Below are 24,936 nucleotides of genomic sequence, written 5' to 3' on the forward strand. Positions count from 1 at the left end.
CCTTCGAGCGTTGGAAGGTGACGACAGACCCCGTCACATGTCATGCACCACCCGTACCAGGAGGCACAGAGCGATGTCGGTTCCGCAGCTCAACGACGAGCACCGCGGCGAGGAGATCCTTGCCGTCTTCGACACCGCCTTCGGCGAGCTCCTGGCCGCCGACCCGGCCGCGTTCCGCGTGAAGTTCCGGAAGATGGCGGCCTCCGCCTTCGCCTTCTACCGGGGCACGGCGGCGCTCTTCTACCACGACCTCGACGCGGAGAAGCGGGGCGGCCCGTACCTGGACGACCGCACCTCGCGCGTGTGGATCCACGGCGACCTGCACGCCGAGAACTTCGGCACGTACATGGACTCGAACGGCCGCCTGGTCTTCAACGTCAACGACTTCGACGAGGCGTACGTCGGCCCGTTCACGTGGGACCTGAAGCGCTTCGCCGGCTCCGTCGCGCTCCTCGGGTACGCGAAGGCGCTCAGTGACGAGCAGATCACCGAGCTGGTGAAGATCTACGCGGGCGCGTACCGCGAGCGGGTGCACGCGCTGGCGACGGGCGCGAAGAGCGACGAGGTGCCCCCGTTCACCCTGGACACCGCCGACGGGCCGCTGCTGGGCGCGCTGCGCACCGCCCGCTCGCTGACCCGCTTCGAGCTGCTGGACTCGATGACGGAGATCCGCGACTACGAGCGCCGGTTCGCTTCGGGCGGCGGCTCCATCGAGCTGGACGCGGCCACCCGGTACAAGGTCCTCGCGGCCTTCGACGGCTACCTGGAGACGCTCCCGGAGTCCTCCCTGGACCGCCCCGACTCGTACCGCGTGAAGGACGTCGTCGGCCGCCGCGGGATCGGCATCGGCTCGGCCGGGCTGCCGTCGTACAACATCCTTCTCGAGGGCAACAGCGACGCCCTGGAGAACGATGTGGTGATCTACATCAAGCAGGCCCAGACGCCGGCCGTCTCCCGGCACATCACGGATCCGGCGATCCGGGACTACTTCCAGCACGAGGGTCACCGCACGGTGATCTCGCAGAGGGCCCTCCAGGCGCACGCGGACCCGTGGCTGGGCTGGACCGAGCTGGACGGTTCGGGGCAGCTGGTCGCCGAGGTGTCGCCGTACGCGGTGGACCTGGACTGGAGCGACATCGACGACACGGAGGAGATCGCCGCCGTGGTCGCCGACCTCGGGCGGGCCACGGCCACCATGCACGCGGCGGCCGACGACCAGTCCGGGGAGTCCCTGGTGCCGTTCTCCACCGAGCGGGCCATCGACGCGGCGATCGCGGCCGACGAGGACGGCTTCGCGGGCGTGCTCGTCGACTTCGCGCACGACTACGGCGCACGCGCGCGTGCCGACCACCAGATCTTCGTCGACCTGTTCCGCAACGGCCGGATTCCGGGTCTGTAACCATCCGTACGCTCACAGGAACCCTTTAGGGGTCCCTTACCGGAGCACATGACAGACTCACCTCCGCTATGGACATATCCGGGATCCAGCTCAGGGCCGTACGCGCGGCACTGTTCACGGCACTGGTCGTGACGCTCAGCACCGCGTCGCACGTGCTGCTGTCCCGGGTCCCCCTTCCGTTCGGCACGGTGGCCGTCATCGCGGCCACCGTGTTCGTCCTCGCGTACGCGCTGGCGGGCCGCGAACGCGGCTTCGGCCGGATCGCCGCGCTGCTGATCCCGCTGGAACTGGCCGCCGACACGGTGTTCACCACCGGCCAGCACGCCTGCTACGGCCGGGCGGGCGGCCCGGTCGCCGGACCGCTGCGCGCGGTCGGCCTGGACGTGCTGTGCAGCGGCGGCAGCGTGGGCAGCCCGCTGGCCCGGATGACCAACGATCCCCATCAGGCGGCGGCGCTGCTCGCGCACACCGACGCCACCGCCGCCTGGCTGCTGCTCGGCGCGCACATCGGCGTCGGGCTGCTGGCCGCCGCCTATCTGCGCCGCGGCGAGCGCGCGCTGACCGAACTGCTGCGCGCGGCCACGGCGGTGGGCTTCCGGCCCCTGCTCCTCGCCGTCGCCGCCGTGACCGGCCGACGCACCTCGGCCGTACGCCGGCTGCCGCGCACCACGCGCCGCACGGCCACCGTCCGTGAGCGGCTGCTGGTGCACTCCCTGGGACGGCGTGGACCGCCGTGCTCGGTCCTCCTCGCGGTCTGAACGCCCCACAGGTACCTGAGCACACATCAGTCCCCCACACGTATTCCGCGTACGACGTGTACGCGTCCCATATGGAGATCACCAACATGAGCAAGCGGAACAGCGCGGCGGCGAAGACGGCGGCCCGTGAGCGGCTGCGCGCCGAGCGCGAGCGCGAGGCCAAGCGCGCCAAGGTCAAGCGGCAGATCATCGTGGCCGGTTCGGTCGTCGGCGTCCTGGCGATAGCCGGCGGCATAGGTTACGCCGTCGTGCAGAACAACAAGCCCAGCTACTGGGAGGGCCTGAAGGACGCCAAGGTCACGGCCCCGGCCAACACCTCGGGCACCAAGGGCACGACGGTCGTCATCGGCAAGGCCAGCGCGAAGAAGACCCTCAAGGAGTACGAGGACCCGCGCTGCCCCGTCTGCGCCCAGTTCGAGCAGACCGTCGGCTCGACCGTCGTGAAGGACATCGACGACGGCAAGTTCAAGATCCAGTACATCGGTGGCACGTTCATCGACAACAAGGACAACGGCGAGGGCTCGAAGAACGCCCTGAGCGCCCTGGGCGCCGCGCTGAACGTCAGCCCCACCGCGTTCCTCGAGTACAAGACCGCGCTCTACTCGACGAAGTACCACCCCGACGAGACGACCGACAAGTTCAAGGACGACAGCTACCTCATCAAGGTCGCCAACACCGTCTCCGCGCTGAAGAACAACACGAAGTTCCAGACCGCCGTCAAGAAGGGCACCTACGACGCCTGGGCGATGGCCATGTCGAAGACCTTCGACAACAACAAGGACGGCGTGACCGGCACCCCGAGCTTCGTCATGAACGGCAAGATGCTCACGGCCGACACCTCGGGCAACCCGCCCATGACGGTGGCCGACTTCACCAGGGTGGTGGACGCGGCCCTGAAGGGCTGAACCAACGGCTGGTGGAAGAGCGGGCGAACTTTTACGAGTTCGCCCGCTCCCGTTAATACCGATCAGTAACCTGATCGCTCGTGACCAGTCGATACAGAGCACCCGAGGGCGCCAACTCGCCCTCCCCGCGCCGCCGTACGGTCGTCAAGGCCGCGGCCGCCACCGCCGTCCTGGCCGGCCCGCTGATCGCCGCGCTGCCCGCCGGGGCAGCCACCGACACCCCCGCCTTCCTGCACGGCGTCGCCTCCGGGGACCCACTGCCGGACGGCATCCTGCTGTGGACCCGGGTGACGCCCACCGCCGAGGCGGTCCCGGGTTCCGGGCTCGGCCCGGACACCGAGGTGAGCTGGACCGTAGCCACCGACAAGGCGTTCACCAACATCGTCGCCAAGGGCTCCCTCACCGCGACCGCCGACTCCGACCACACCGTCAAGGCCGACATCCGCGGCCTGGCCCCGGCCACCGCCTACTACTTCCGCTTCTCGGCCGGCGGCACCAACTCCCCGGCGGCGCGCACCCGCACCGCGCCGGCGGCGGACGCGAACGTGTCCGGCCTGCGCTTCGGCGTCGTCACCTGCGCCAACTGGGAGGCGGGCTACTTCTCCTCGTACCGCCATCTCGCGGCCCGGAACGACCTCGACGCCTGGCTGCATCTCGGGGACTACATCTACGAGTACAAGTCCGGCGAGTACGGGACGCGCGGCACGGTCGTACGACCGCACGCGCCCCTGAACGAGATCATCACGCTCGCCGACTACCGCACCCGGCACGGCAAGTACAAGACCGACCCGGACCTCCAGGCCCTGCACTCCAAGGCGCCGGTCGTCGCGATCTGGGACGACCACGAGTTCGCGGACAACGCCTGGTCGGGCGGCGCGGTCAACCACACCGAGGGCGCCGAAGGCACCTGGACGGCACGCCAAGCAGCCGCGAAACAGGCGTACTTCGAGTGGATGCCAGTCCGTCCCGCGATCGAAGGCACCACCTACCGCCGCCTCCGCTTCGGCAAACTGGCGGACCTCTCCCTCCTCGACCTGCGCTCCTTCCGCTCGCAGCAGGCGAGTTCGGGCAGCGGTGCGGTCGACGACCCGGACCGTACGATCACGGGACGCGCCCAACTCGACTGGCTGAAGGCCGGGTTGAAGGCCTCGGACACCAAGTGGCGCCTTGTCGGCAACTCGGTGATGATCGCGCCGTTCGTCATCGGCTCACTCACCGCCGACCTCCTCAAGCCGCTCGCCAAGCTGCTGGACCTGCCGCAGGACGGCATCGGCGTCAACACCGACCAGTGGGACGGCTACACCGACGACCGCCGTGAACTCCTCGCCCATCTGCGGTCGAACGCGATCGGCAACACGGTCTTCCTCACCGGCGACATCCACATGTCCTGGGCCAACGACGTGCCGGTAGACGCCGGAACGTACCCGCTCTCTCCGTCCGCGGCAACGGAGTTCGTGATCACCTCGGTGACCTCCGACAACCTCGACGACATAGTCAAGGTGCCCGAGGGCACGGTCTCCGCGCTCGCCGCCCCGCTCATCCAGCTCGCCAACCGGCACGTCCACTGGGTCGACACGGACCGCCACGGCTACGGCGTCCTGGACATCACCGCCGACCGGGCGCAGATGGACTACTACGTCCTGTCCGACCGCACCTCGCCCACCGCGACCGCGTCCTGGGAGCGGTCGTACCGCACGCGCAGCGGCACCCAGAAAGTGGAACGGACGTACGACCCGGTGTAGGTCCGTAGGTCTCTAGAGGGTCTCCAGGAAGCCGAGCGCCACCCGCCAGGTGGCCTCGGCGGCCTCCTCGTCGTAGTCCGGGAGGCCGGGGTCGGTGTACAGATGGCCGGCTCCGGCGTACCGGTAGATCTCCACATCCGCACCCGCCTTGCCCATCTGGAGATACCAGGAGCTGAGCCAGTCGTCCGTCTCGAACTGGTCCGGCTCGGCGACATGCAGCTGGACCGGCAGGTCGTCGACGGAGGCGTTGGCCGCGATGTCCGAGGTGCCGTGCAGGAGGAGCAGCCCGAGGGCCTTCTCGTCGCCGAGGGCGAGCGTCTGGGCGACGGAGGCGCCGAGCGAGAACCCGGCGTAGACGAGTCCGCGTTCCGAATAGGGGGCGGCGGCCAGCACGGCCCGCTTCAGCAGCTCGTCCTTGCCGATCCCGTCGTTGAAGGCCATGCCTTCCTCGACCGTCTCGAACGTATGCCCCTCGAAGAGGTCCGGCGTCCACACCTCGTGGCCCGCCGCGCGCAGCCGCTCGGCGGCGTCGCGCACCGCCGGCCGGAGACCGTACGTCGAGTGGAAGAGCATGATGTTCATGAAGCCATCGTGCCAGTACGGTCGGACACATGGAGAACGTACTGCGCCCGCTGATCGTCATCGGCGGCTCCGTCGTCCTCACGCTGCTCATCGGCTGGGTCACCGACCTGCTGCTGCGCAAGGCGGACGCCCGGCACGACGACACCACACTGTGGGGCCTGCTGCGCCGAGGCCGTGTCCCCTACCAACTACTGCTCTGCGCGGCCTTCCTCAGAGGCTCCTACGACCAGGCGCAACTCCTTGAGGAACACCGGATCGGCATCGGCCAGACCCTCACCCTGGTGCTGATCGGCGCCACCGCGTGGCTGATGATCCGGGTCGCCGCCGCGATCGTGGAGTCGTCGTACACGCGCTACGCCCGCGCCTCCCGCGACGCGGCCCGGGTCCGCCGGGTCCGGACCCAGGTGACGCTGATCACGCGTGTGGTCGCCGCGATCGTCGGCGTGGTCGCGGTCGCGGCGATGCTGCTCACGTTCCCCGCGATGCGCGCGGCCGGCGCCTCCCTGCTGGCCTCGGCGGGCGTCCTCGGCATCGTCGCCGGTGTGGCGGCGCAGTCCACTCTCGCCAACCTCTTCGCGGGACTGCAGATCGCCTTCGGCGACATGGTCCGCATCGGCGACACGGTCGTCGTGGACGGCGAGTGGGGCACGATCGAGGAGATCACCCTGACCTTCCTCACGGTACGGACCTGGGACGAGCGCCGGATCACCATGCCGGTGTCGTACTTCACGTCCAAGCCGTTCGAGAACTGGTCGCGCGGCACCCCTCAGATGACCGGCATCGTCTACTTCCAGGTCGACCACTCGGCCCCCGTGGACGCGATGCGCGAGCAGCTCCGCGAGATCCTGCGCGCGTGCCCGGCCTGGGACGGCCGCAGCTACGGCCTCGTCGTCACCGACACCACCCCGAACACCATGGAGGTCCGGGCCCTGGTGACGGCGAAGGACGCCGACGACATCTGGACGGTACGGGTCACGGTCCGCGAACAGATGATCCGCTGGCTGTACGTGGAGCACCCGTACGCCCTCCCCCGCGTCAACACGGCGGACGCGGCACCGATGCCGGGCGAGGACACGTCCCCGAACGGGGGTGCGGCCCGCCCGGCTCATGAGCCGCCGGGGGCGGGGCGCGGGTGACGGATCGGGGATCGGTGCGTGGTCGCCTCGGGCCCGGTGGGGGCTGGTCGCGCAGTTCCCCGCGCCCCTGGGGAGTTGGGGGCAGCCGGCTTTAACGCTCGAGTTGGCTCCGCCGGCAACACCCCCGTCTTTCAGGGGCGCGGGGAACTGCGCGACCAGCCGAGACGGCGCCGCAGCCGACCGACAACCTGCCCCACCACCCCCTGCCTCGTACCACGACGCCACCGACTCCGGCCCTTCCGGCAACTCCGCGCCCCTCAACGCCCCCGCTCAGCCCCGCCATTGACCTGAATCACCTGCGAGGTGACATGCCCAGCTGCCGGCGAGGCGAGCCAATGCAGGGTCCCGGCAACATCCCCGGGCGTACCCGCCCGCCCCGTCAACGTGTCCCGGATCATCCGCTCACGCCGAGCCTCCGCGATCTCCGGCCCGAAGAACTCCGTGTCCTCGATGTACCCGGGCGCGACCACGTTCACGGTGATGCCGCGCGGCCCGAGATCCCGGGCCAGATCATGGGCGTACGGATGCAACGCGGCCTTGGCCGCGCCGTACGCCCCGCTCCCCGACCCCCGGTACGCGGCGACGGAACTGACGAACAGCACCCGCCCGCCCGGCTCCGCGAGCCGCGACTTCAGGGCCTCGGTGAGAAGCGCGGCGCTCAGCGTGTTGATCCGGAAGTTGACGGTCCAGTTGTGCGCCACGGCGTCCAGCGCATCGCCGCTGCCGCTCGCCGGCTCCAACGTCCCGTTGCCACCCGCGCTGTGCACCAGCACATCCACGGTGCCGAACTCCTCGGCGACGAACCGCCCCACGCCCCGCACCACTTCGGGCTCACTCAGATCCCCGGCGTACGTCAACGCCCCGGGCACCCCGGCCTTCTCCAGCACCTCACGGCGTCGCCCGAGCAGCAACACCCGGTCCCCGCCGGCCGCGAAGGCGTGCGCCGCAGCGAGCCCAATTCCCGTACCACCACCGCTGATTACGACGTTACGAGCCATGAGCCGAGCCTACAAAGAAGGCGAGGGCGAACACGAGGGAATTCGACCCGCGGCCGCCGACGGCGCTCGGCCCCCACGGCAAACGCCCACCCTCCAGCCGACAGTAAACGGGCGGTGCGTGGGTGGGAGATCTCACCTCAAGCTACGGACGTCCAGATGCCGCAGCACCCGGTCCACGATCTCCGGATCCGCCCCGGGTTCGCTCCGCGCAGCCAGCACCTCATGCCGAGCCGCGCTCATCATCTCCCCCTGGATCCGCCGCATCCGCTTCACCCGCTTCACCCTCTTCTCGTACGCCTCCCGCCGCTCCCCGTCCCCCACCTCGGGAGAGATCCGCACCCCGATGTCGAACGCCCGCCGCAGCAACTGCTCGGACACCTCCTCCGGCAACTCCTCGACATCCTCGATCTCCCGCAGCCGCCGCTTCGCGGCCTTCGCCGCCCGCACCGCCAGCTCCTTCTCGAACGCCTTCTCGCTGTCGGTGTCGGCCCGCACCCCGAGCCGCTTCACCAGCCACGGCAAGGTGAGCCCCTGGATCACCAGCGTCGCCATGATCACCCCGAACGCGATGAACACGATCTCGTCCCGGTCCGGGAACGCCGACCCGTCGTCCATGGTCAGCGGAATCGCCAGCGCCAGGGCGACGGAGGCCACCCCGCGCATCCCCGCCCACCACATGATCAGGGTCTCCCGCCAGGACGTCGGGATCTCCTCGTCGTAGTCCCGCTTGGCGTGCAGCCGTTTCGTCAGCCAGGTCGCCGGCAGCAGCCACGCCAGCCGTACGACCACGACGACGCCCACGATCGCGGCAGCCCAGCCGAGCATCTCGCCCCACCGCCCGGACGCCGTACGGATCGCGTTGTGCAGTTCGAGCCCGATGAGTCCGAAGGCCACTCCGGTGACCAGGGTGTCCACCACGTCCCACACCGTCGCCCCGGCGAGCCGGGTCAGGACGTCGTCGGCGCCGAGCGCGTACTCGGCGAGGAACAGCGCGGTGGTGAGCACGGCGAGCACACCGGAACCGTGCAGTTCGTCGGCCAGGACGTACGAGGCATACGGCACCAGGAGCGTCAGGCCGATCTGCAGGGTGGCGTCGTCGAGAGCCGACATCAGCTTGTTCGCGGCCCACCCCAGAGCCAGTCCCACGGCTACGGCGACGACGGCGGACAGCACGAAGTCGAGCCCGGCGCGCCAGAAGTCGAAGGAACCGCTGACGGCCGCGGCGATCGCCACGTGGTACAGCACGATGGCCGTCACGTCGTTGAAGAGGCCCTCGCCTTCCAGGATCGACACCAGCCGCCGCGGCAGCCCGAGTTGACCAGCGACGGCGGTCGCGGCGACCGGGTCGGGCGGCGCCACGAGCGCGCCGAGTGCCACAGCGGCGGCGATCGGCAGCCCCGGCACGATCGCGCTCGCGACGGCGGCCACGGCCAGAGTGGTGACGAAGACCAGCGCCACGGCCAGCAGGAAGATGGGCCGGATGTTGGCCGTGAACTGCCGCCAGGAGGTGCGCCGTACGGCCGCGTACAGCAGCGGTGGCAGCAGCAGGGGCAGGATCAGGTCGGGCGGGACGTTCACGTTCGGCACGAAGTCGGCGACCGCGAGGGCCATCCCCAGGAGCGTCATCAACACCGGCGACGGCAGACCGAGCCGGTCCCCGAGCGGGACACTCACCACGGCCCCGAGCAACAGGACGAAAAGCAGGGCCAATTGATCCACGGTCAGGGCTCCGGCGGGATCTCGACGTTCACACAGCGGACGCCCCAGCCTGCCACGCCACCCGCCCCACCAGCTTTTTCGACGCCCGTCGGTTACAGGGCGCGCCGCATCGCCCGGTGCGGAATGCCGGCGTCCGCGAACTCCGGGCCGTACGCCTCATAGCCGAGCCGTTCGTAGAACCCGAGCGCGTGCGTCTGCGCATGCAGGTCTACGGCGGCCAGCCCCCGCGCGCGTGCCGCGTCCTCGATCGCCCGCACCAACGCGACCCCGACCCCGAGCCCACGCGCCTCCTTGGTGACAGCCAGCCGCCCCAGGGACCCCACGGTCAGGTCACCATCGGTCTTCGCGGCAGCCGCCTCGCCGTACAGCAACCGCCCGGTGCCCAGCGGCGTCCCGTCCTCGCGCACGGCGAGCACATGCGTCGCTACGGCGTCGTAGTCGTCGTACTCGATCTCCTGGGCCACGCCCTGCTCGGCGACGAAGACCTCCTTGCGCACCGCGAAGCAGGCCTCACGGTCGGCCGGGTCATCGGCGACCCGCACGACGTACGACGTCGGGCTCATGCGTACGTCTCCTCACGCACCAGGTCCAGGGCCTGCCGGAGGTCGTCCGGGTACGTGCTCTCGAACTCGACCCACTGGCCGTCGGCGGGGTGCTCGAAGCCGAGCCGGACGGCATGCAGCCACTGACGGGTCAGGCGCAGCCGCTTGGAGAGCGTCGGGTCGGCGCCGTAGGTCAGGTCGCCGACGCACGGGTGGCGGTGGGCGGCCATGTGCACGCGGATCTGGTGGGTACGGCCGGTCTCCAGCTTCACGTCGAGCAGGGAGGCCGCGCGGAACGCCTCGATGAGGTCGTAGTGCGTGACCGACGGCTTGCCCTCGGCGGTGACCGCCCACTTGTAGTCGTGGTTCGGGTGGCGGCCGATGGGGGCGTCGATGGTGCCGCTGGTCGGGTCGGGGTGGCCCTGGACCAGCGTGTGGTAACGCTTGTCGACCGTGCGCTCCTTGAACTGGCGCTTGAGCGAGGTGTACGCGCGCTCCGACTTGGCGACCACCATCAGGCCGGAGGTGCCGACGTCGAGGCGGTGCACGATGCCCTGGCGCTCGGCGGCACCGGACGTCGAGATGCGGTACCCGGCGGCGGCCAGCCCGCCGATGACGGTCGTCCCGGTCCAGCCGGGACTGGGGTGGGCGGCGACGCCGACCGGCTTGACGATCACGATGACGTCATCGTCGTCGTAGACGATCTCCATGCCCTCGACCGGCTCGGCGACGATCTGCACGGGCGCGGGCGCCTGCGGCATCTCAACTTCCAGCCAGGCCCCGCCGTGCACGCGCTCGGACTTCCCGACCACCGAGCCGTCGACCGTGACCTTCCCCGCCGCGGCCAGCTCGGCGGCCTTCGTACGGGAGAAGCCGAACATGCGGGAGATGGCGGCGTCGACGCGCTCACCCTCCAGGCCGTCGGGCACGGGCAGGTTTCGGATCTCGGGAACTGTGCTCACTCGGTCGAGTATGCCGGACGGGTCCGACACCGCCTTACCTGAGCCTGCGGGCCCAGCCCCCGTGAACCGTTGCTCAGTCCTTGTGGACGGTGCCGTCCGGGTCGAGGCCGCGGAAGGAGAGCAGCACGATCAGGATGCCGCCGCACACGATCGCCGAGTCGGCGAGGTTGAAGACGGCGAAGCCCTTGGGCGCGATGAAGTCGACGACCTCGCCCTGGAAGATGCCGGGCGAGCGGAAGATCCGGTCGGTGAGGTTGCCGAGGGCGCCGCCCAGCAGCAGCCCGAGCGCGATGGCCCACGGCAGGCTGTAGAGCTTGCGCGCCAGTCGCGCGATGACCACGATCACGGCGGCCGCGATCATCGTGAAGATGACCGTGAAGGCCGCGCCGAACCCGAAGGCCGCGCCGGGGTTGCGGATCGCGTGGAACTCCAGCCAGTCCCCGAAGACCTCGATCGGCGCGTGGTGCTCCAGCTTGGCCACCACGAGCAGCTTGCTGACCAGGTCGAGGGTGTACGCGAAGGCGGCCACCACGAACAGCACGGCGATCCGGCGCCTGCCCCTGGGGCGCGCGCCCTCGCCCTGCTCCGGCTCGGCCCCCGCCGCCTCTGGGGTATCCGGCGTACCGATGATGCGCTCCGCCTCTGCCACGTGAGTCCCTCGAACCTAGGTGCCTGACTGAGGAAGAGGGTACGGCACACCTCTCGGCACCCTCAGTACCGGCGTTCAGTACTCGCGTTCAGTACCGGCGCTCCTGCTTCTGCTTGCACTCGACGCACAGGGTGGCCCGCGGGAAGGCCTGCATACGGGCCTTGCCGATCGGGTTGCCGCAGTTCTCGCACAGGCCGTACGTGCCCGCGTCCAGCTTCCCCAGGGCGCGCTCGGTCTGGATCAGCATCTCGCGCGCGTTGGCGGCCAGCGCCATCTCGCTCTCGCGCGTGATGTTCTTGGTGCCGGTGTCGGCCTGGTCGTCGCCGGCACCGTCCCCGGAGTCCCGCATCAGACCGGCGAGGGCCTGCTCGGTGGAGGTGATCTCCTCGCGCAGCCGTTCCGCCTCGGACAGCAGCTCGGTACGGGCCTCCTCGACCTCCTCCGGCGTCCAGGGGTCCTCACCAGGGCGCACCGCGAGCTCGCCGGGCACAGCCGCGACCCGTGCCTTGGGAACCGCCCTCTTCGCCGCCGTGGCCGTACCAGAAGTCTTCTTCGCAACCACCGTCGTGGCTCCCGTCTGCTCCGCGGCCTGCGCCGCGCCCGCCTTCGCCTTCTTGGCCGCGCTCTTCTTCGTACCGGTCGTGCTCTTCGTCGTCTTCGTGGTCGTCGTCTTCGTGGGGCTGCTCTTCGCCGTCGTGCTCTTAGGGACGGCGTTTTTCTTCACGGCCGCTTTCTTCACTGCCGCTTTCTTGGTCGGCGCGGCTTTCGTAGCCACCGTCTTCGTAGCCGTGGCCTTCGTAGCCGTCGTTTTCCCTGTCGGCGGCGCCGCCTTCGCGGCGCTCTTCCCGGCCACCGCCTTCTTGGCGGCCACCGGTCTCTCGGGCCCCTCCTCGGTCGCCTTCTTCACGGCGGTCTTCCTCGCCGCGGTCTTCTTGACCGCGCTCTTCTTCCCCCCCACGTCCTTGGTCCCACCGCCGGAGGCACCGGCACTCGTGGACTTGGACGCCGACTGCTGTACGGCGGTCTTCTTCGCCACCATGGCCGCGGCCCCTTCACATTTTGTGATCACGCACGCGAATCGTGCTGGGACGATAAATCGACTTGAGTCCCGCGGCAACGGGGCACGCCGCCCGATTCGTCCACCCCCCTGGCCTCGCGCGGCGAGCCTTCATGCGTTGTGCCCAGCTCCCCGCCGGGTAATCCGCCGAGCCCGGCGTCCCGAATCCACACCGGGAATCCGAACACACGTTCAGCGCCATTCGAGTCGTGCGGCAGGCCGACAAGCATCCGGCCGAGGCCTCCGCAAAACCGGTCGGCCGCTGTCCGTGCGGCCCCGTACACTGGGCGGAGCGAGAAGCATGGATGGGGACGAGTAGCGGCGTAAGCAGCCCAGAGCGACCCGGGGACGGTGGAAGCCCGGGGGCGAGCGCGACGTGAAGATCACCCCGGAGCCGCCGGAAGAAAGCCGCAGCCGATCGGACGCGGCGAGTAGACCCGGTATCGCGACCCCAATGAGGGGGCTCACTGGTGCGCTGGATGCACCGGGGAGCCAAGGAGGGTGGTACCGCGGGAGCGCGCCGCACACGGCGTACGGAAAGTCGTAGCTCTCGTCCCTCCGGACGGAAGGCAGAAAGTCCGCCGGAGGAAGCTCGCTGATGACAACGCCGACGTACCGCCAGGTGCCCGCCCAGGTCGACCTGCCCGCGCTCGAGCACGCCGTGCTCGACTTCTGGCGCGAGCAGAAGATCTTCGCCAAGACCCTGGACCAGTCCGAGGGACGCCCCGAGTGGGTGTTCTACGAGGGCCCGCCCACGGCCAACGGCATGCCGGGCGCCCACCACATCGAGGCGCGCGTCTTCAAGGACGTCTTCCCCCGCTTCCGGACCATGCGCGGCTACCACGTGGGCCGCAAGGCCGGCTGGGACTGCCACGGCCTCCCGGTGGAGCTGGCGGTCGAGAAGGAACTGGGCTTCACCGACAAGCAGGACATCGAGGCGTACGGCATCGCCGAGTTCAACGCCAAGTGCCGCGAGTCCGTGACCCGGCACACCGACGCCTTCGAGGCGCTCACGACCCGCATGGGGTACTGGACGGACCTCGAGGACCCGTACCGCACGATGGACCCCGAGTACATCGAGTCGGTCTGGTGGTCGCTCAAGGAGATCTTCAACAAGGGTCTCCTGGTCCAGGACTACCGCGTCGCGCCCTGGTGCCCGCGCGACCAGACGGGCCTCTCGGACCACGAGCTGGCGCAGGGCTACGAGACCGTCGTCGACCCCTCCGTGTACGTCCGTTTCCCGCTCACCTCCGGTCCGCTGGCCGGCCGCGCCGCACTCCTGGTGTGGACGACGACCCCCTGGACACTGGTGTCCAACACGGCCGTCGCCGCCCACCCCGAGGTCACCTACGTCGTCGCGACGAACGGCGAGGAGCAACTCGTCGTCGCCGAGCCGCTGTTCACCAAGGCGCTCGGCGAGGGCTGGGAGACCACCGGTGAGACCTTCACCGGCACCGAGATGGAGCGCTGGACGTATCAACGTCCGTTCGAGCTCGTGGAGTTCCCGGAGCCCGCCCACTACGTGGTGAACGCGGAGTACGTGACGACCGAGGACGGCACGGGTCTGGTCCACCAGTCCCCCGCTTTCGGCGAGGAGGACCTCAAGGTCTGCCGCGCGTACGGCCTGCCGGTCGTGAACCCGGTCCGTCCGAACGGCACCTTCGCCGAGGACGTCCCGCTGGTAGGCGGTGTCTTCTTCAAGAAGGCCGACGAAAAGCTCACCGAGGACCTCAAGGACCGCGGGCTGCTCTTCAAGCACGTGCCGTACGAGCACAGTTACCCGCACTGCTGGCGCTGCCACACCGCGCTCCTGTATTACGCGCAGCCCTCCTGGTACATCCGCACCACGGCGGTCAAGGACCGCCTCCTCCAGGAGAACGAGAACACCAACTGGTTCCCGGACACCGTCAAGCACGGCCGGTACGGCGACTGGCTGAACAACAACATCGACTGGGCGCTGTCCCGCAGCCGCTACTGGGGCACCCCGCTGCCGATCTGGCGCTGCGAGGACAACCACCTCACGGTAGTCGGCTCCCGCGCGGAGCTGACCGAGCTGACCGGCACCGACCAGTCGGGCCTGGACCCGCACCGCCCGTTCATCGACGCGGTCACCTTCGCCTGCCCCCAGTGCGGCGAGAGCGCCACGCGCGTGCCCGAGGTCATCGACGCCTGGTACGACTCGGGTTCGATGCCGTTCGCGCAGTGGGGCTACCCGCACAAGAACAAGGAACTCTTCGAGTCCCGCTACCCGGCACAGTTCATCAGCGAGGCCATCGACCAGACCCGCGGCTGGTTCTACACGCTGATGGCCGTCGGCACCCTGGTCTTCGACAAGTCGTCGTACGAGAACGTGGTCTGTCTCGGCCACATCCTCGCCGAGGACGGCCGCAAGATGTCCAAGCACCTGGGCAACACCCTGGACCCGATCCCGCTGATGGACCGTCACGGCGCGGACGCGGTGCGGTGGTTCATGGCGGCCGGCGGTTCCCCGTGGGCGGCACGACGCGTGGGCCACGGCACGATCCAGGAGGTCGTCCGCAAGACCCTCCTGACGTACTGGAACACGGTCGCCTTCCAGGCGCTGTACGCGCGCACGTCCGACTGGGCGCCGAGCGCGGCGGACCCGGCCCCGGCCGACCGGCCGGTCCTGGACCGCTGGCTGCTGTCCGAACTCCACGCGCTCACCGACCAGGTGACACAGGCTCTGGAGTCCTACGACACCCAGCGCGCCGGCAAGCTCCTGTCGGCGTTCGTCGACGACCTGTCCAACTGGTACGTCCGCCGCTCCCGTCGCCGCTTCTGGCAGGGCGACAAGGCCGCGCTGCGCACCCTGCACGAGGTCGTCGAGACGGTGACCCAACTGATGGCCCCGCTGACCCCGTTCATCACCGAGCGGGTCTGGCAGGACCTCGTCGTCCCGGTGACCCCGGGCGCCCCCGAGTCGGTCCACCTGTCGTCATGGCCGGAGGCGGACCTGTCCGTCATCGACCCCGAGCTGTCCAAGCAGATGGTCCTCGTCCGGCGCCTGGTGGAGCTGGGCCGGGCCACGCGCGCGGAGTCGGGCGTCAAGACGCGCCAGCCGCTGTCCCGCGCGCTGATCGCGGCGACGGGCTTCGCCGCCCTGGACCGCGAGCTGCACGCGCAGATCACGGAGGAGCTGAACGTCGAGGGGCTCGCCTCGCTGAGCGAGGTCGGCGGCTCGCTGGTCGACACCACGGCGAAGGCCAACTTCCGCGCCCTGGGCAAGCGGTTCGGCAAGCGCGTCCAGGATGTCGCGAAGGCCGTGGCGAACGCGGACGCGGCGGCCCTGTCCCTCGCCCTGCGCGAAGGCACGGCGTCCGTGGAGGTGGACGGCGAGACCATCACGCTGGCTCCGGATGAGGTGATCATCACAGAGACCCCGCGCGAGGGCTGGTCCGTGGCCTCCGACTCGGGTGCGACGGTCGCCCTCGACCTGGAGATCACGGAGGAGCTGCGACAGGCGGGCCTGGCCCGTGACGCGATCCGGCTGATCCAGGAGTCCCGCAAGAACAGCGGCCTGGACGTGGCCGACCGGATCGCCCTGCGCTGGACGTCGACCGACCCGGAGGTCATCTCGGCCCTGTCCGAGCACGCAGCCCTGATCGCCGACGAGGTCCTCGCCACGGACTTCGCCCAGGGCGAGGCGGACGACAGCTACGGCGCCCCGTTCACGGACGAGGGCCTGTCCCTGGTGTTCCGCCTGCACAAGGTGTAACCACCACCGGCGCGAGAAAGGGCCCGGCCTCCCTGTGCGGGGAGGCCGGGCCTTTCTCATGTCCGTCAGTCACCCGGCACGCCAAAAGGGCGGGGCCCCGGATCGAAATCCGGGGCCCCGCCCTTTTGAACGCTGCCGACGCCTAAGGCGTACCAGAGGCTGTCAGTTGTCGTCCTCGTCGATCAGGAAGCCGCGCATCGGCGAGGGGGCCTGGCCCATCGGCGACGGGCCCTGCGGCCGTACCGGAGCCATCGGCTGGGTCATCGCCGGGGACATCTGCTGCTGACCGCCGTAGGACGGACCGGCCGGAGCCGGGCCTCCCATGCCACCCATGCCCTGCGGGCCGCCGTACGACGGGGCGCTCGCGCCGGCCGGGGCCATCGAGGGCGCCGGGGACGGCGGAAGCGACGCGGCGGCCGGAGCACGCGGCGGGGCCAGCGAGTCGTCGGCCTGGGTCTCCAACTGACGCAGCTGGGACTCCAGGTAGGACTTCAGACGCGTGCGGTACTCGCGCTCGAAGCCGCGCAGATCCTCGACCTTGCGCTCCAGCGTGGCGCGGGCGGACTCCAGGGAGCCCATCGCGACGCGGTGCTTCTCCTGCGCGTCCCGCTCCAGGGCGTCGGCCTTGGCACGGGCGTCACGCTCGAGACCCTCGGCACGCGAACGCGCCTCGCCGACGATCTTGTTGGCCTCGGAACGGGCCTCGGCGATCGCCTGGTCGGCGGTCTGCTGGGCCAGCGAGAGGACACGGGCGGCGCTGTCGCCACCGGGGCCCTGCTGCGGCATGCCGCCGCCCATCGGTCCGCCCATGCCCATCTGCTGCTGCATGGGGGGCTGGCCGCCCATCTGACCCTGCATCGGGCCCTGGCCCATCTGCTGCATCTGACCCTGCATCGGGCCCTGGCCCATCTGGCCCTGCATCGGACCCTGGCCCATGGGGCCCGGCCCCATCGGACCCTGGCCCTGCGGACCACCCTGGCCGCCGGGGCCGGGCGGCAGCTGCGGGGCACCGCTCGGCAGCTGGGGCGGGCCGCCCATGGGGCCACCCATCTGCTGCTGCGGCGGGCCCGATATGCCGGCGGGCACCGGGCCGCCCGGACCGCGCATGCCTTGCTGGGGCATGCCCTGCGGGGGCATCCCCTGCTGCTGCATGCCGCCCTGCTGCTGGTCCTGTTCGGGGGGCTTGCGCATGTTCTGCTGGTTCTGCGCGGCGGCACGCGTGGCTGCGGCCAGCTTGGCGCGCAGGTCCTCGTTCTCCCGCAGCAGGCGGGTCAGTTCGGCTTCGACCTCGTCGAGGAAGGCATCGACCTCGTCCTCGTCATAGCCTTCTCGGAGGCGGACGGTCGTGAACTGCTTGTTCCGCACGTCCTCGGGGGTCAACGGCATCTCTTCACCTCAACGTAGTCATCGGCAGTCGGCAAGACCGTATCGTCCACTGTCACCTCGCGAGATTGCCCACGATAGAGATCAAGATGTAGACGATGATCATCAGGACGAAGAAGGACAGGTCGAGCGCCACGCCCCCGAGACGCAACGGCGGAATGAACCGCCGTAGAAGCTTCAACGGTGGATCGGTGACAGTGTAGGCGGCCTCCAGAACGACCACCATCGCCTTGCCGGGTTGCCATGAGCGGGCGAACTGGAAGACGTAGTCCATGACCAACCGGAAGATGAGCACGATGAGGAACACCATCAGCGCGATGTAGATCACCTGCGCGAACACGCTCATGGTCTGTCTTTCCCTCTCCCCTGTTCCGTGCTTCCTAGCGGCTGTCTGTCTCAGCTCTGATTGAAGAACCCGCCCTCTGCGATGCGGGCCTTGTCCTCCGCCGTGACATCGACGTTAGCAGGCGACAACAGGAACACCTTCTGCGTCACCCGCTCGATGCTGCCGTGAAGACCAAACACCAAACCGGCCGCAAAGTCGACAAGTCGCTTCGCGTCTGTGTCATCCATCTCAGTCAGATTCATGATCACCGGGGTGCCTTCACGGAAGTGTTCCCCGATGGTACGGGCCTCGTTGTAGGTCCGGGGGTGAAGTGTGGTGATCCGGTAAGGCTCTCGTTCCGACACGACCTTGGGCATGATCACCGGTGCGTTCTTCTCCAGGGACTGGCGTTCTTGTGTGATGGATGCCACGGGCGCGATACGCGCCGGACGCCCTGATTCCGCACCCAGTGAAGCGGAATGGGACACCGGTTCGCGAGGGGCCGGAGGCTGCACCACTCGTACCGGTTCGTCCCTTTGAGACTGATGCGGGCTGTGTGACTGGTGCGACGGCTCGTGCCGTCGACGGTCCCGCTCGGGCTCCGGGTCCAGTTCGGGTTCGAAGTCGTCATCGGGGTCGAAACCCCGGCCGTCGTACCCATCGTCCTCCACGAGGCCGAGGTAGACCGCCATCTTGCGCATCGCGCCGGCCATGCTCTGAGTCCTCCGCTCTGTGGTGGATCGGCTGACGACTGCCAAGTGCCCGCGATCCACGAGGTCGTTACGCCCGCCTTCGGCGGCATTGACCATATTTTCTGCTGTGGTCCGACTTCCTGGCGACGTTACCCGAGCCTGGGGCGCACGCCGAGTACCGAGGTACCGACGCGCACATGTGTCGCTCCGGCTGCCACGGCCTGTTCGAGGTCCGCACTCATCCCTGCCGACACCATGTTCGCAGCAGGATGGGCTCGGCGCAGGTCAGTCGACAAATCCATCAACCGCCCGAACGCCTCCAGTTGGCGTCCCGCGTACTCCCCGGTGAGCGGAGCGACGGTCATCAGACCGTCGAGCCGCAGCCCCGGGGACCCGGCGACGAGATCGGCCAACTCCCCGATCCCGCCCGGTCCTACGCCGCCTCGCTCGCCCCGCCCGCTCACTCCCGCGTCGAGCGCGACCTGGATGAGACAGCCCAGTTCGCGCCCGGACCGCTCGGCCTCCTTCGACAGCGCGGTGACGAGCCGGGAACGGTCGACGGACTGCACGACATCGGCGTAACCGACCACGGATCGCACCTTGTTGGTCTGCAACTGACCGACGAAGTGCCAACTCAGCGGCAGATCAGCGCATTCCGCCGCCTTCGGGGCGGCGTCCTGGTCCCGGTTCTCGGCGACATGACGCACACCGAGTTCGGCCAACGTTCTTACGTCGCTCGCCGGATAGGTCTTGGTGACCACGATCAGGGTCACCTCTTCGCGCTTCCGCCCGGCCGCCGCACAGGCGGCCGCGATGCGTTCCTCGACTCGCGCCAGATTCACGGCGATTTCTTGCTCACGGTCCGTCATGCCCGATCAGTCCAGCCAGACATAGCTCGCCAGCCGCCCGGTCGTGCGGTCACGGCGGTACGAGAAGTGGTCGCCCGATTCACGGGTGCACACCGGCGACTGCTCCCGGTCGCGCACTCCGAGCCGGTCGAGCTGCGCGTGCGCTCCGGCGGTCACGTCGACCGCGGGAGTGCCCCAACTCGTCTCGGCGTACGCCGCGGGTTCCACGGCGGCGACGTCGGCGCGCATGTCCGCGGGCACTTCGTAGCACCGGCCGCAGACGGCGGGTCCGGTGCGGGCGACGATCCGCGCGGGATCGGCGCCGAGTTCCGTCATGGCCCGTACGACGGCGGGGACGACCCCCGCCACCATGCCCGGGCGCCCGGCGTGGGCCGCGCCCGCGATCCCGGCGACCGGGTCGGCGAGCAGGACCGGCGTGCAGTCGGCGGTCAGCACGGCGAGGGCGAGGCCGCGCCGCGCGGTGACGAGCGCGTCGACGGAGGGGATGTCCGAGGAGCCCCAGGGCCCGTCGACGACCGCCACGTCCGCGCCGTGCACCTGGTTCATCCAGACCACCAGGGCCGGGTCCAAGTCCAGTGACTTGGCGGCCAGTTCGCGATTGGTACGGACCGCGTCGGCGTCGTCGCCGACCGCTCCGCCGAGGTTGAGCTCCTCGTACGGAACGGCGCTCACCCCGCCCCACCTGTCGGTGAAGGCGAAGTGCGCGCCGCTCACGGTGTCGAGCTGTCCTATCACTTCAGGAAGTCCGGTACGTCCAGCTCCTCGGCGGCGCTGTCCGAGTAGGTCCGCGACGGCGGGACCGGCGGCGAGACCGGGAGGTCGGCGACGGGCTCCGGCGCGGGCTCCGGCTCCTCCTTCGGCTTGACGCTGCCCAGCGAGCCGAAGGACGGACGGCTCTCCTGCCGTACCGGAGTCGGCTCGTCGCGGCGGGCCGAGGTCGAGCCCATGGTGGACTCGCGGCGGGTCGGCGGCTGGCCGCCGTCGAAGCCGGCCGCGATCACGGTGACCCGGACCTCGTCGCCGAGGGCGTCGTCGATGACCGCGCCGAAGATGATGTTGGCCTCGGGGTGGGCCGCCTCGCTGACCAGTTGGGCCGCTTCGTTGATCTCGAACAGGCCGAGGTCGGAGCCGCCGGAGATGGAGAGCAGGACGCCGCGGGCGCCGTCGATGGAGGCTTCGAGGAGGGGCGAGGAGATCGCCATCTCCGCCGCCGCCACCGCGCGGTCGTCGCCGCGGGCCGAGCCGATGCCCATGAGGGCCGAACCGGCCTCGGACATCACGGACTTGACGTCGGCGAAGTCGAGGTTGATCAGCCCGGGCGTGGTGATGAGGTCGGTGATGCCCTGGACACCGGAGAGCAGGACCTGGTCCGCCGACTTGAAGGCGTCGAGGACCGAGACCTGGCGGTCCGAGATGGACAGCAGCCGGTCGTTCGGGATGACGATGAGGGTGTCGACCTCTTCGCGGAGTTCGGCGATGCCGTCCTCCGCCTGGTTGGCCCGGCGCCGCCCCTCGAAGGTGAACGGGCGGGTGACCACGCCGATCGTGAGGGCTCCCAGGGAGCGCGCGATGTTGGCCACGACGGGCGCGCCGCCGGTGCCGGTGCCGCCGCCCTCGCCGGCCGTCACGAAGACCATGTCGGCCCCCTTGAGGACCTCCTCGATCTCCTCACGGTGATCCTCGGCGGCCTTGCGGCCGACGGCCGGATTGGCGCCGGCGCCGAGTCCGCGGGTGAGTTCGCGGCCGACGTCGAGTTTGACGTCGGCGTCGCTCATCAACAGCGCCTGCGCGTCGGTGTTGATGGCGATGAACTCGACGCCCTTGAGGCCGACCTCGATCATCCGGTTGATGGCATTGACACCACCGCCGCCGACACCGATGACCTTGATGACTGCGAGGTAGTTCTGCGGTGCTGCCACGTCGAAGGCCTCTCGCCTCGAGTTACGTGTCGCCGATCGCGGTGTTCCACGATCCGACGACGGATGCCGAATGGGACGGTCCGTAGCGCCGACCCGAACCCTAACGTTGAAGTTTAGGGTTACCAGTGTGTCCGTTCCTTGAAGTCTTCTGAACAGGACACTAAGTCGACAAGTGGCGCACGTTCAACGAACACGCCGAACCTCCCGTTTTTCTTTTCACCCTATGTGATCAGCCGTAGCGCTGCCCAACCAGGGTGCTGGCCTGCGCGAATGTGCGTCAACTCCCGGCTGACGCAGGGGCGGTGGGAACACTTACATCGAAGTACCGGGCGCCGGAAGCTGCTTTCATGAGAGCGGTGAGCGTACGCGCCTTCGCCGCGCCCTTGTCGCCACTTCCCCAAGACACCGTCCGGCCGCCGCTCAACTCCAGCGAGATGTCGTCGTAGGAACGGACCTTGACGACCTGGGTGTCCCGCGCGACCGCGGCCGGAATGTCACCCGCGACCTTCACCGCCTCGCGCACGAGCCGGTCCTCGTCGAAGCGGCGCAGGCCGGCCGCGGACGAACCCGTTTGGGAGAGCGTCAATTCGAGGGTGGGGACGGACTTCGGCGGCGTGGAAACGGTCGCGAATCGCACGCCCTCGTCGTCCACTTCGACGAAGTTTCCGCCCTTTTTCACCACCAGAACCGGGATGCGTTCGGTCACTTTCAGCCCGATTCCATGAGGCCAGGAACGGACTACGTCAACGGTGTCAATTCGGGGCAATTTCCTGCGGAGTCGGGCCTCGATCGCATCGGTGTCGACGGAAATCAGCGGTCCGCCGACCGGTACACCGGCGGCTTCGCGCACCTGCTCGGGCGTCAGGACCTTCGTCCCGGAGACCGACACCTTCTCCACCCGCAGCCACTGTGAGCCGTAGAGCAGCCAGACCGCGGCGGTGCCCAACAGGGCTGCGGCGAGGGCGAGTACGACAATCAGACGAAGGCGCCGGGGCCCCAATCGCCGGACAAGGGGCGGGCCGGACGACTCCTGTTGGCGTTCACCGCGTTCGGCGGTCGTCGGTCCGGCCACGATCCCCTGCCTCTCTCACATATGGCTAGCGGTGCCGCGAGGCGATCGCCTCGTACACCATGCCGACGAGCAGGTCGTCGGCGTCCCGGCGGCCGAACTCGCTTGCCGCGCGCGACATCTCGTACAGCCGGTGCGGGTCGGCGAGCACGGGCAGGACGTTGCCCTGGATCCACTCGGGCGTCAGTTCCGCGTCGTCGACCAGGAGTCCGCCGCCGGCCTTGACCACCGGCTGGGCGTTCAGCCGCTGTTCGCCGTTGCCGATGGGCAGCGGGACGTAGGCGGCCGGGAGTCCGACGGCGGAGAGTTCGGCGACGGTCATCGCGCCCGCGCGGCAGAGCATCATGTCGGCCGCGGCGTACGCGAGGTCCATCCGGTCCACGTACGGTACCGGGATGTAGGGGGGCATCCCCGGCATCTGGTGCACCTGCGGCAGTTCGTTCTTCGGGCCGACCGCGTGCAGGATCTGGATTCCGGCCTGTTGGAGGTAGGGCGCGACCCGCTCGATCACCTCGTTGAGGTGGCGGGCGCCCTGCGAGCCGCCGGAGACCAGCAGCGTCGGCAGGTTCGGGTCGAGGCCGAACGCGGCCCGGGCCTGGGGCCGTACGGCCGCGCGGTCCAGGGTGGCGATCGAGCGGCGCAGCGGGATGCCGATGTAGCGGGCGTCGCGCAGCTTGCTGTCCGGGGTGGAGACGGCGACCCGGGCCGCGTACCGCGAGCCGATCTTGTTGGCAAGGCCGGGGCGGGCGTTGGCCTCGTGGATCACGATCGGCACCCCGAGGCGCTTGGCCGCGAGATAGCCGGGCAGTGCCACATAGCCGCCGAAGCCGACGACACAGTCCGCCTTGGTGCGCTCCAGGATCTGCTCGGCGGCCTTGATGGTGCCGCGCAACCGGCCCGGCACGGTGATCAGTTCCGGGGTGGGCCTGCGCGGCAGCGGTACGGCGGGGATCAGCGCGAGTTCGTAGCCCCGCTCGGGTACGAGGCGGGTCTCAAGGCCGCGTTCCGTGCCCAGGGCCGTGATCCCCACGGTGGGGTCCTGCCTGCGCAGGGCGTCCGCGAGGGCGAGCGCGGGCTCGATGTGGCCGGCGGTCCCCCCACCGGCGAGTACGACATGCACCGAAATTCACCGCTCTCCGGACGAACGCGCCGCCGAGGCACGCCGTCGCATCGTGTTCCATCTCCGGGGACTCCGGCCGGAACCGGGTCCCCTGCCCCCACGCTTTCTACCAAAGCGGGGTTGCCGCATCGCAAGCGCCGCCCGCGCAGCGGGGTCGTCGCGCGCGAAGGCGATCAGCAACCCGATGGCGAACATGGTCGGCAACAGGGCGGAACCCCCGTAGGAGAACAGCGGGAGCGGGACGCCGGCGATCGGCAGCAGGCCGAGCACCGCACCGATGTTGATCACTGCCTGAGCGATGATCCAGGTGGTCACGCCTCCCGCGGCATACCTCACGAAGGGGTCCTCCGTGCGTCCGGCCACGCGGATACCCGCATAGCCTAGAGCCGCGAAGAGGGCGAGTACCGACAGCGTGCCCGCCAGGCCCAGTTCCTCACCGGTGACGGCGAAGATGAAGTCGGTGTGGGCTTCGGGGAGTTGACCCCATTTCTCCACACTCGCACCGAGCCCGGAGCCGAAGATCCCACCGGATGCGAGCGCGTAGATCCCGTGCACGGCCTGCCAGCAGTCGGCGACCCCGGTCTTGGGCTCGGTGGCGCCGATGCAGGCGAGCCGGGCCATCCGGTTGGGGCTGGTCTTGATGAGGATCACACCGATGACGCCCGCGATCGACAGCACGCCGGCGAAGAGCCGGGTCGGCGCACCGGCCAGCCACAGCAGGCCGAACAGGATCGCGGTGAGGATGATCGCCGTACCCATGTCGCCGCCGAGCATGATCAGCCCGAGCAGCATGAACGCGACCGGCACCAGCGGCACCAGCATGTGCTTCCACTGGGACAGCATCGCCTTGTCCTGCTTGCGGGCGAGCAGGTCGGCGCCCCACAGGACGAGGGCCAGCTTGCCGAACTCGCTGGGCTGGATCTGGAAGGAACCGCCGAGGGAGATCCAGTTCCGGTTGCCGTTGACCGACATCCCTATCCCCGGCAACTGCACCAGCGCCATCATGAAGACGGCGCCCGCGAGGATCGGATAGGCCAGCGCCCGGTGCAACTTGACCGGCATCCGCGAGGCGGCGAGCGCCAGCACCCCGCCGATACAGGCCGCGAGGAACTGTTTGCGGAAGAAGTACGAGCCGGGCAGCGAGAGTTGGAGTGCGGTGATCTGGGAGGCCGAGTAGACCATCACCAGACCCAGCACGGTGATCAGCACGCTGCCGCCGGCGATCAGGTAATAGGCGGTCAGCGGACGGTCCCAGGCCCGGCGCGCGTTGGCGTACAGCCGTCGTACGGGGTTGTCGCGGACGGTCCTGGCGGCTGTGGGACGTCTGGGGGGCCGCTGCTGCACGGGCGGCCGGCCGGTACGGCTACTGGGCAT

22 protein-coding genes are annotated in these 24,936 nt (G+C 69.5%); 6 read left to right on the forward strand and 16 right to left on the reverse strand.

Annotated features, from left to right (window positions below; genetic code table 11):
- The first annotated feature begins 73 nt into the window (after positions 1-73).
- The 4 genes from OO70_RS24310 (at position 74) to OO70_RS24325 (ending at position 4,804) form a co-directional block, all read left to right on the forward strand.
- Positions 74-1,399, forward strand: a complete 1,326-nt coding sequence (locus OO70_RS24310) for a DUF2252 domain-containing protein (RefSeq protein WP_043675343.1) — start codon at positions 74-76, stop codon at positions 1,397-1,399.
- A 68-nt stretch (positions 1,400-1,467) separates the two neighbouring features.
- Positions 1,468-2,157, forward strand: a complete 690-nt coding sequence (locus tag OO70_RS24315; protein ID WP_043675346.1) for a hypothetical protein — start codon at positions 1,468-1,470, stop codon at positions 2,155-2,157.
- 86 nt (positions 2,158-2,243) lie between these two features.
- Positions 2,244-3,062, forward strand: a complete 819-nt coding sequence (locus OO70_RS24320) for a DsbA family protein (RefSeq protein WP_043675604.1) — start codon at positions 2,244-2,246, stop codon at positions 3,060-3,062.
- An 80-nt stretch (positions 3,063-3,142) separates the two neighbouring features.
- Positions 3,143-4,804: an alkaline phosphatase D family protein gene (locus tag OO70_RS24325; protein WP_043675349.1), complete on the forward strand. Its 1,662-nt coding sequence runs from the start codon at positions 3,143-3,145 to the stop codon at positions 4,802-4,804.
- Positions 4,805-4,816: 12 nt separating this feature from the next.
- Here OO70_RS24325 and OO70_RS24330 read toward each other — a convergent pair whose 3' ends face one another.
- Positions 4,817-5,386: a dienelactone hydrolase family protein gene (locus OO70_RS24330; RefSeq protein WP_043675351.1), complete on the reverse strand. Its 570-nt coding sequence runs from the start codon at positions 5,384-5,386 to the stop codon at positions 4,817-4,819.
- A gap of 29 nt (positions 5,387-5,415) precedes the next feature.
- Between OO70_RS24330 and OO70_RS24335 the strand changes: the two genes are divergently transcribed.
- Positions 5,416-6,522: a mechanosensitive ion channel family protein gene (locus tag OO70_RS24335; protein WP_043675354.1), complete on the forward strand. Its 1,107-nt coding sequence runs from the start codon at positions 5,416-5,418 to the stop codon at positions 6,520-6,522.
- Between the two features lie 257 nt (positions 6,523-6,779).
- Here OO70_RS24335 and OO70_RS24340 read toward each other — a convergent pair whose 3' ends face one another.
- The 6 genes from OO70_RS24340 to OO70_RS24365 all read right to left on the reverse strand — a co-directional run bounded on the left by OO70_RS24340 (position 6,780) and on the right by OO70_RS24365 (position 12,431).
- Entirely contained in the window at positions 6,780-7,520 is a 741-nt protein-coding gene (locus OO70_RS24340) for an SDR family NAD(P)-dependent oxidoreductase (RefSeq protein WP_043675357.1), read from the reverse strand.
- A gap of 132 nt (positions 7,521-7,652) precedes the next feature.
- The gene (locus OO70_RS24345; protein ID WP_043675360.1) at positions 7,653-9,239 is read right to left on the reverse strand and encodes a Na+/H+ antiporter; all 1,587 of its coding nucleotides are present in this window, start codon (positions 9,237-9,239) and stop codon (positions 7,653-7,655) included.
- Between the two features lie 92 nt (positions 9,240-9,331).
- Positions 9,332-9,802 carry a GNAT family N-acetyltransferase gene (locus tag OO70_RS24350; protein WP_043675363.1) on the reverse strand — a complete coding sequence of 157 codons (471 nt, stop codon included), beginning with the start codon at positions 9,800-9,802 and terminating at the stop codon, positions 9,332-9,334.
- Positions 9,799-10,743 (reverse strand): RluA family pseudouridine synthase, encoded by a 945-nt coding sequence (locus OO70_RS24355; protein ID WP_043675606.1) that lies wholly within the window; start codon positions 10,741-10,743, stop codon positions 9,799-9,801. The genes OO70_RS24350 and OO70_RS24355 overlap by 4 nt, the downstream gene beginning before the upstream one ends.
- A gap of 73 nt (positions 10,744-10,816) precedes the next feature.
- Positions 10,817-11,392 (reverse strand): signal peptidase II, encoded by a 576-nt coding sequence (gene lspA / locus OO70_RS24360; protein ID WP_043675366.1) that lies wholly within the window; start codon positions 11,390-11,392, stop codon positions 10,817-10,819.
- Between the two features lie 88 nt (positions 11,393-11,480).
- Entirely contained in the window at positions 11,481-12,431 is a 951-nt protein-coding gene (locus OO70_RS24365) for a TraR/DksA family transcriptional regulator (RefSeq protein ID WP_051741550.1), read from the reverse strand.
- A 616-nt stretch (positions 12,432-13,047) separates the two neighbouring features.
- Here OO70_RS24365 and ileS point away from each other — a divergent pair.
- Entirely contained in the window at positions 13,048-16,185 is a 3,138-nt protein-coding gene (gene ileS, locus OO70_RS24370) for an isoleucine--tRNA ligase (RefSeq protein ID WP_043675369.1), read from the forward strand.
- A gap of 162 nt (positions 16,186-16,347) precedes the next feature.
- Here the strand turns inward: ileS and OO70_RS24375 are convergent, their stop codons facing one another.
- The 9 genes from OO70_RS24375 to ftsW all read right to left on the reverse strand — a co-directional run bounded on the left by OO70_RS24375 (position 16,348) and on the right by ftsW (position 24,936).
- Positions 16,348-17,571, reverse strand: coding sequence for a DivIVA domain-containing protein (locus tag OO70_RS24375; protein ID WP_043675372.1), 1,224 nt, complete (start codon positions 17,569-17,571; stop codon positions 16,348-16,350).
- A 52-nt stretch (positions 17,572-17,623) separates the two neighbouring features.
- Positions 17,624-17,914, reverse strand: a complete 291-nt coding sequence (locus OO70_RS24380; RefSeq protein ID WP_019062316.1) for a YggT family protein — start codon at positions 17,912-17,914, stop codon at positions 17,624-17,626.
- A 50-nt stretch (positions 17,915-17,964) separates the two neighbouring features.
- The gene (locus tag OO70_RS24385; protein WP_019062317.1) at positions 17,965-18,606 is read right to left on the reverse strand and encodes a cell division protein SepF; all 642 of its coding nucleotides are present in this window, start codon (positions 18,604-18,606) and stop codon (positions 17,965-17,967) included.
- Positions 18,607-18,734: 128 nt separating this feature from the next.
- Entirely contained in the window at positions 18,735-19,454 is a 720-nt protein-coding gene (locus OO70_RS24390; protein ID WP_043675374.1) for a YggS family pyridoxal phosphate-dependent enzyme, read from the reverse strand.
- Positions 19,455-19,460: 6 nt separating this feature from the next.
- Positions 19,461-20,189, reverse strand: a complete 729-nt coding sequence (gene pgeF, locus OO70_RS24395) for a peptidoglycan editing factor PgeF (RefSeq protein WP_043675376.1) — start codon at positions 20,187-20,189, stop codon at positions 19,461-19,463.
- On the reverse strand, positions 20,186-21,373 hold the full coding sequence (gene ftsZ / locus OO70_RS24400) for a cell division protein FtsZ (RefSeq protein WP_043675378.1): 1,188 nt from the start codon (positions 21,371-21,373) through the stop codon (positions 20,186-20,188). The genes pgeF and ftsZ overlap by 4 nt, the downstream gene beginning before the upstream one ends.
- Positions 21,374-21,650: 277 nt before the next feature.
- Positions 21,651-22,445, reverse strand: coding sequence for a cell division protein FtsQ/DivIB (locus tag OO70_RS24405; protein WP_043675380.1), 795 nt, complete (start codon positions 22,443-22,445; stop codon positions 21,651-21,653).
- Between the two features lie 25 nt (positions 22,446-22,470).
- Positions 22,471-23,562, reverse strand: a complete 1,092-nt coding sequence (murG, locus tag OO70_RS24410) for an undecaprenyldiphospho-muramoylpentapeptide beta-N-acetylglucosaminyltransferase (RefSeq protein ID WP_043675383.1) — start codon at positions 23,560-23,562, stop codon at positions 22,471-22,473.
- A 6-nt stretch (positions 23,563-23,568) separates the two neighbouring features.
- Entirely contained in the window at positions 23,569-24,936 is a 1,368-nt protein-coding gene (gene ftsW, locus OO70_RS24415; protein ID WP_043675386.1) for a putative lipid II flippase FtsW, read from the reverse strand.

This window comes from Streptomyces xylophagus (assembly GCF_000716435.1).
Classification (GTDB): domain Bacteria; phylum Actinomycetota; class Actinomycetes; order Streptomycetales; family Streptomycetaceae; genus Streptomyces; species Streptomyces xylophagus.

Excerpts from the sequence above, each read along its gene's own strand:
- ileS (WP_043675369.1), top strand. The coding sequence starts at position 13,048 with ATGACAACGCCGACGTACCGCCAGGTGCCCGCCCAGGTCGACCTGCCC.
- OO70_RS24330 (WP_043675351.1), bottom strand. The coding sequence starts at position 5,386 with ATGAACATCATGCTCTTCCACTCGACGTACGGTCTCCGGCCGGCGGTG.
- OO70_RS24390 (WP_043675374.1), bottom strand. The coding sequence starts at position 19,454 with ATGACGGACCGTGAGCAAGAAATCGCCGTGAATCTGGCGCGAGTCGAG.
- OO70_RS24310 (WP_043675343.1), top strand. The coding sequence starts at position 74 with ATGTCGGTTCCGCAGCTCAACGACGAGCACCGCGGCGAGGAGATCCTT.
- OO70_RS24350 (WP_043675363.1), bottom strand. The coding sequence starts at position 9,802 with ATGAGCCCGACGTCGTACGTCGTGCGGGTCGCCGATGACCCGGCCGAC.
- OO70_RS24385 (WP_019062317.1), bottom strand. The coding sequence starts at position 18,606 with ATGGCCGGCGCGATGCGCAAGATGGCGGTCTACCTCGGCCTCGTGGAG.
- OO70_RS24320 (WP_043675604.1), top strand. The coding sequence starts at position 2,244 with ATGAGCAAGCGGAACAGCGCGGCGGCGAAGACGGCGGCCCGTGAGCGG.
- OO70_RS24365 (WP_051741550.1), bottom strand. The coding sequence starts at position 12,431 with ATGGTGGCGAAGAAGACCGCCGTACAGCAGTCGGCGTCCAAGTCCACG.
- OO70_RS24315 (WP_043675346.1), top strand. The coding sequence starts at position 1,468 with ATGGACATATCCGGGATCCAGCTCAGGGCCGTACGCGCGGCACTGTTC.
- ftsW (WP_043675386.1), bottom strand. The coding sequence starts at position 24,936 with ATGCCCAGTAGCCGTACCGGCCGGCCGCCCGTGCAGCAGCGGCCCCCC.
- OO70_RS24380 (WP_019062316.1), bottom strand. The coding sequence starts at position 17,914 with ATGAGCGTGTTCGCGCAGGTGATCTACATCGCGCTGATGGTGTTCCTC.
- OO70_RS24340 (WP_043675357.1), bottom strand. The coding sequence starts at position 7,520 with ATGGCTCGTAACGTCGTAATCAGCGGTGGTGGTACGGGAATTGGGCTC.
- OO70_RS24375 (WP_043675372.1), bottom strand. The coding sequence starts at position 17,571 with ATGCCGTTGACCCCCGAGGACGTGCGGAACAAGCAGTTCACGACCGTC.
- OO70_RS24335 (WP_043675354.1), top strand. The coding sequence starts at position 5,416 with ATGGAGAACGTACTGCGCCCGCTGATCGTCATCGGCGGCTCCGTCGTC.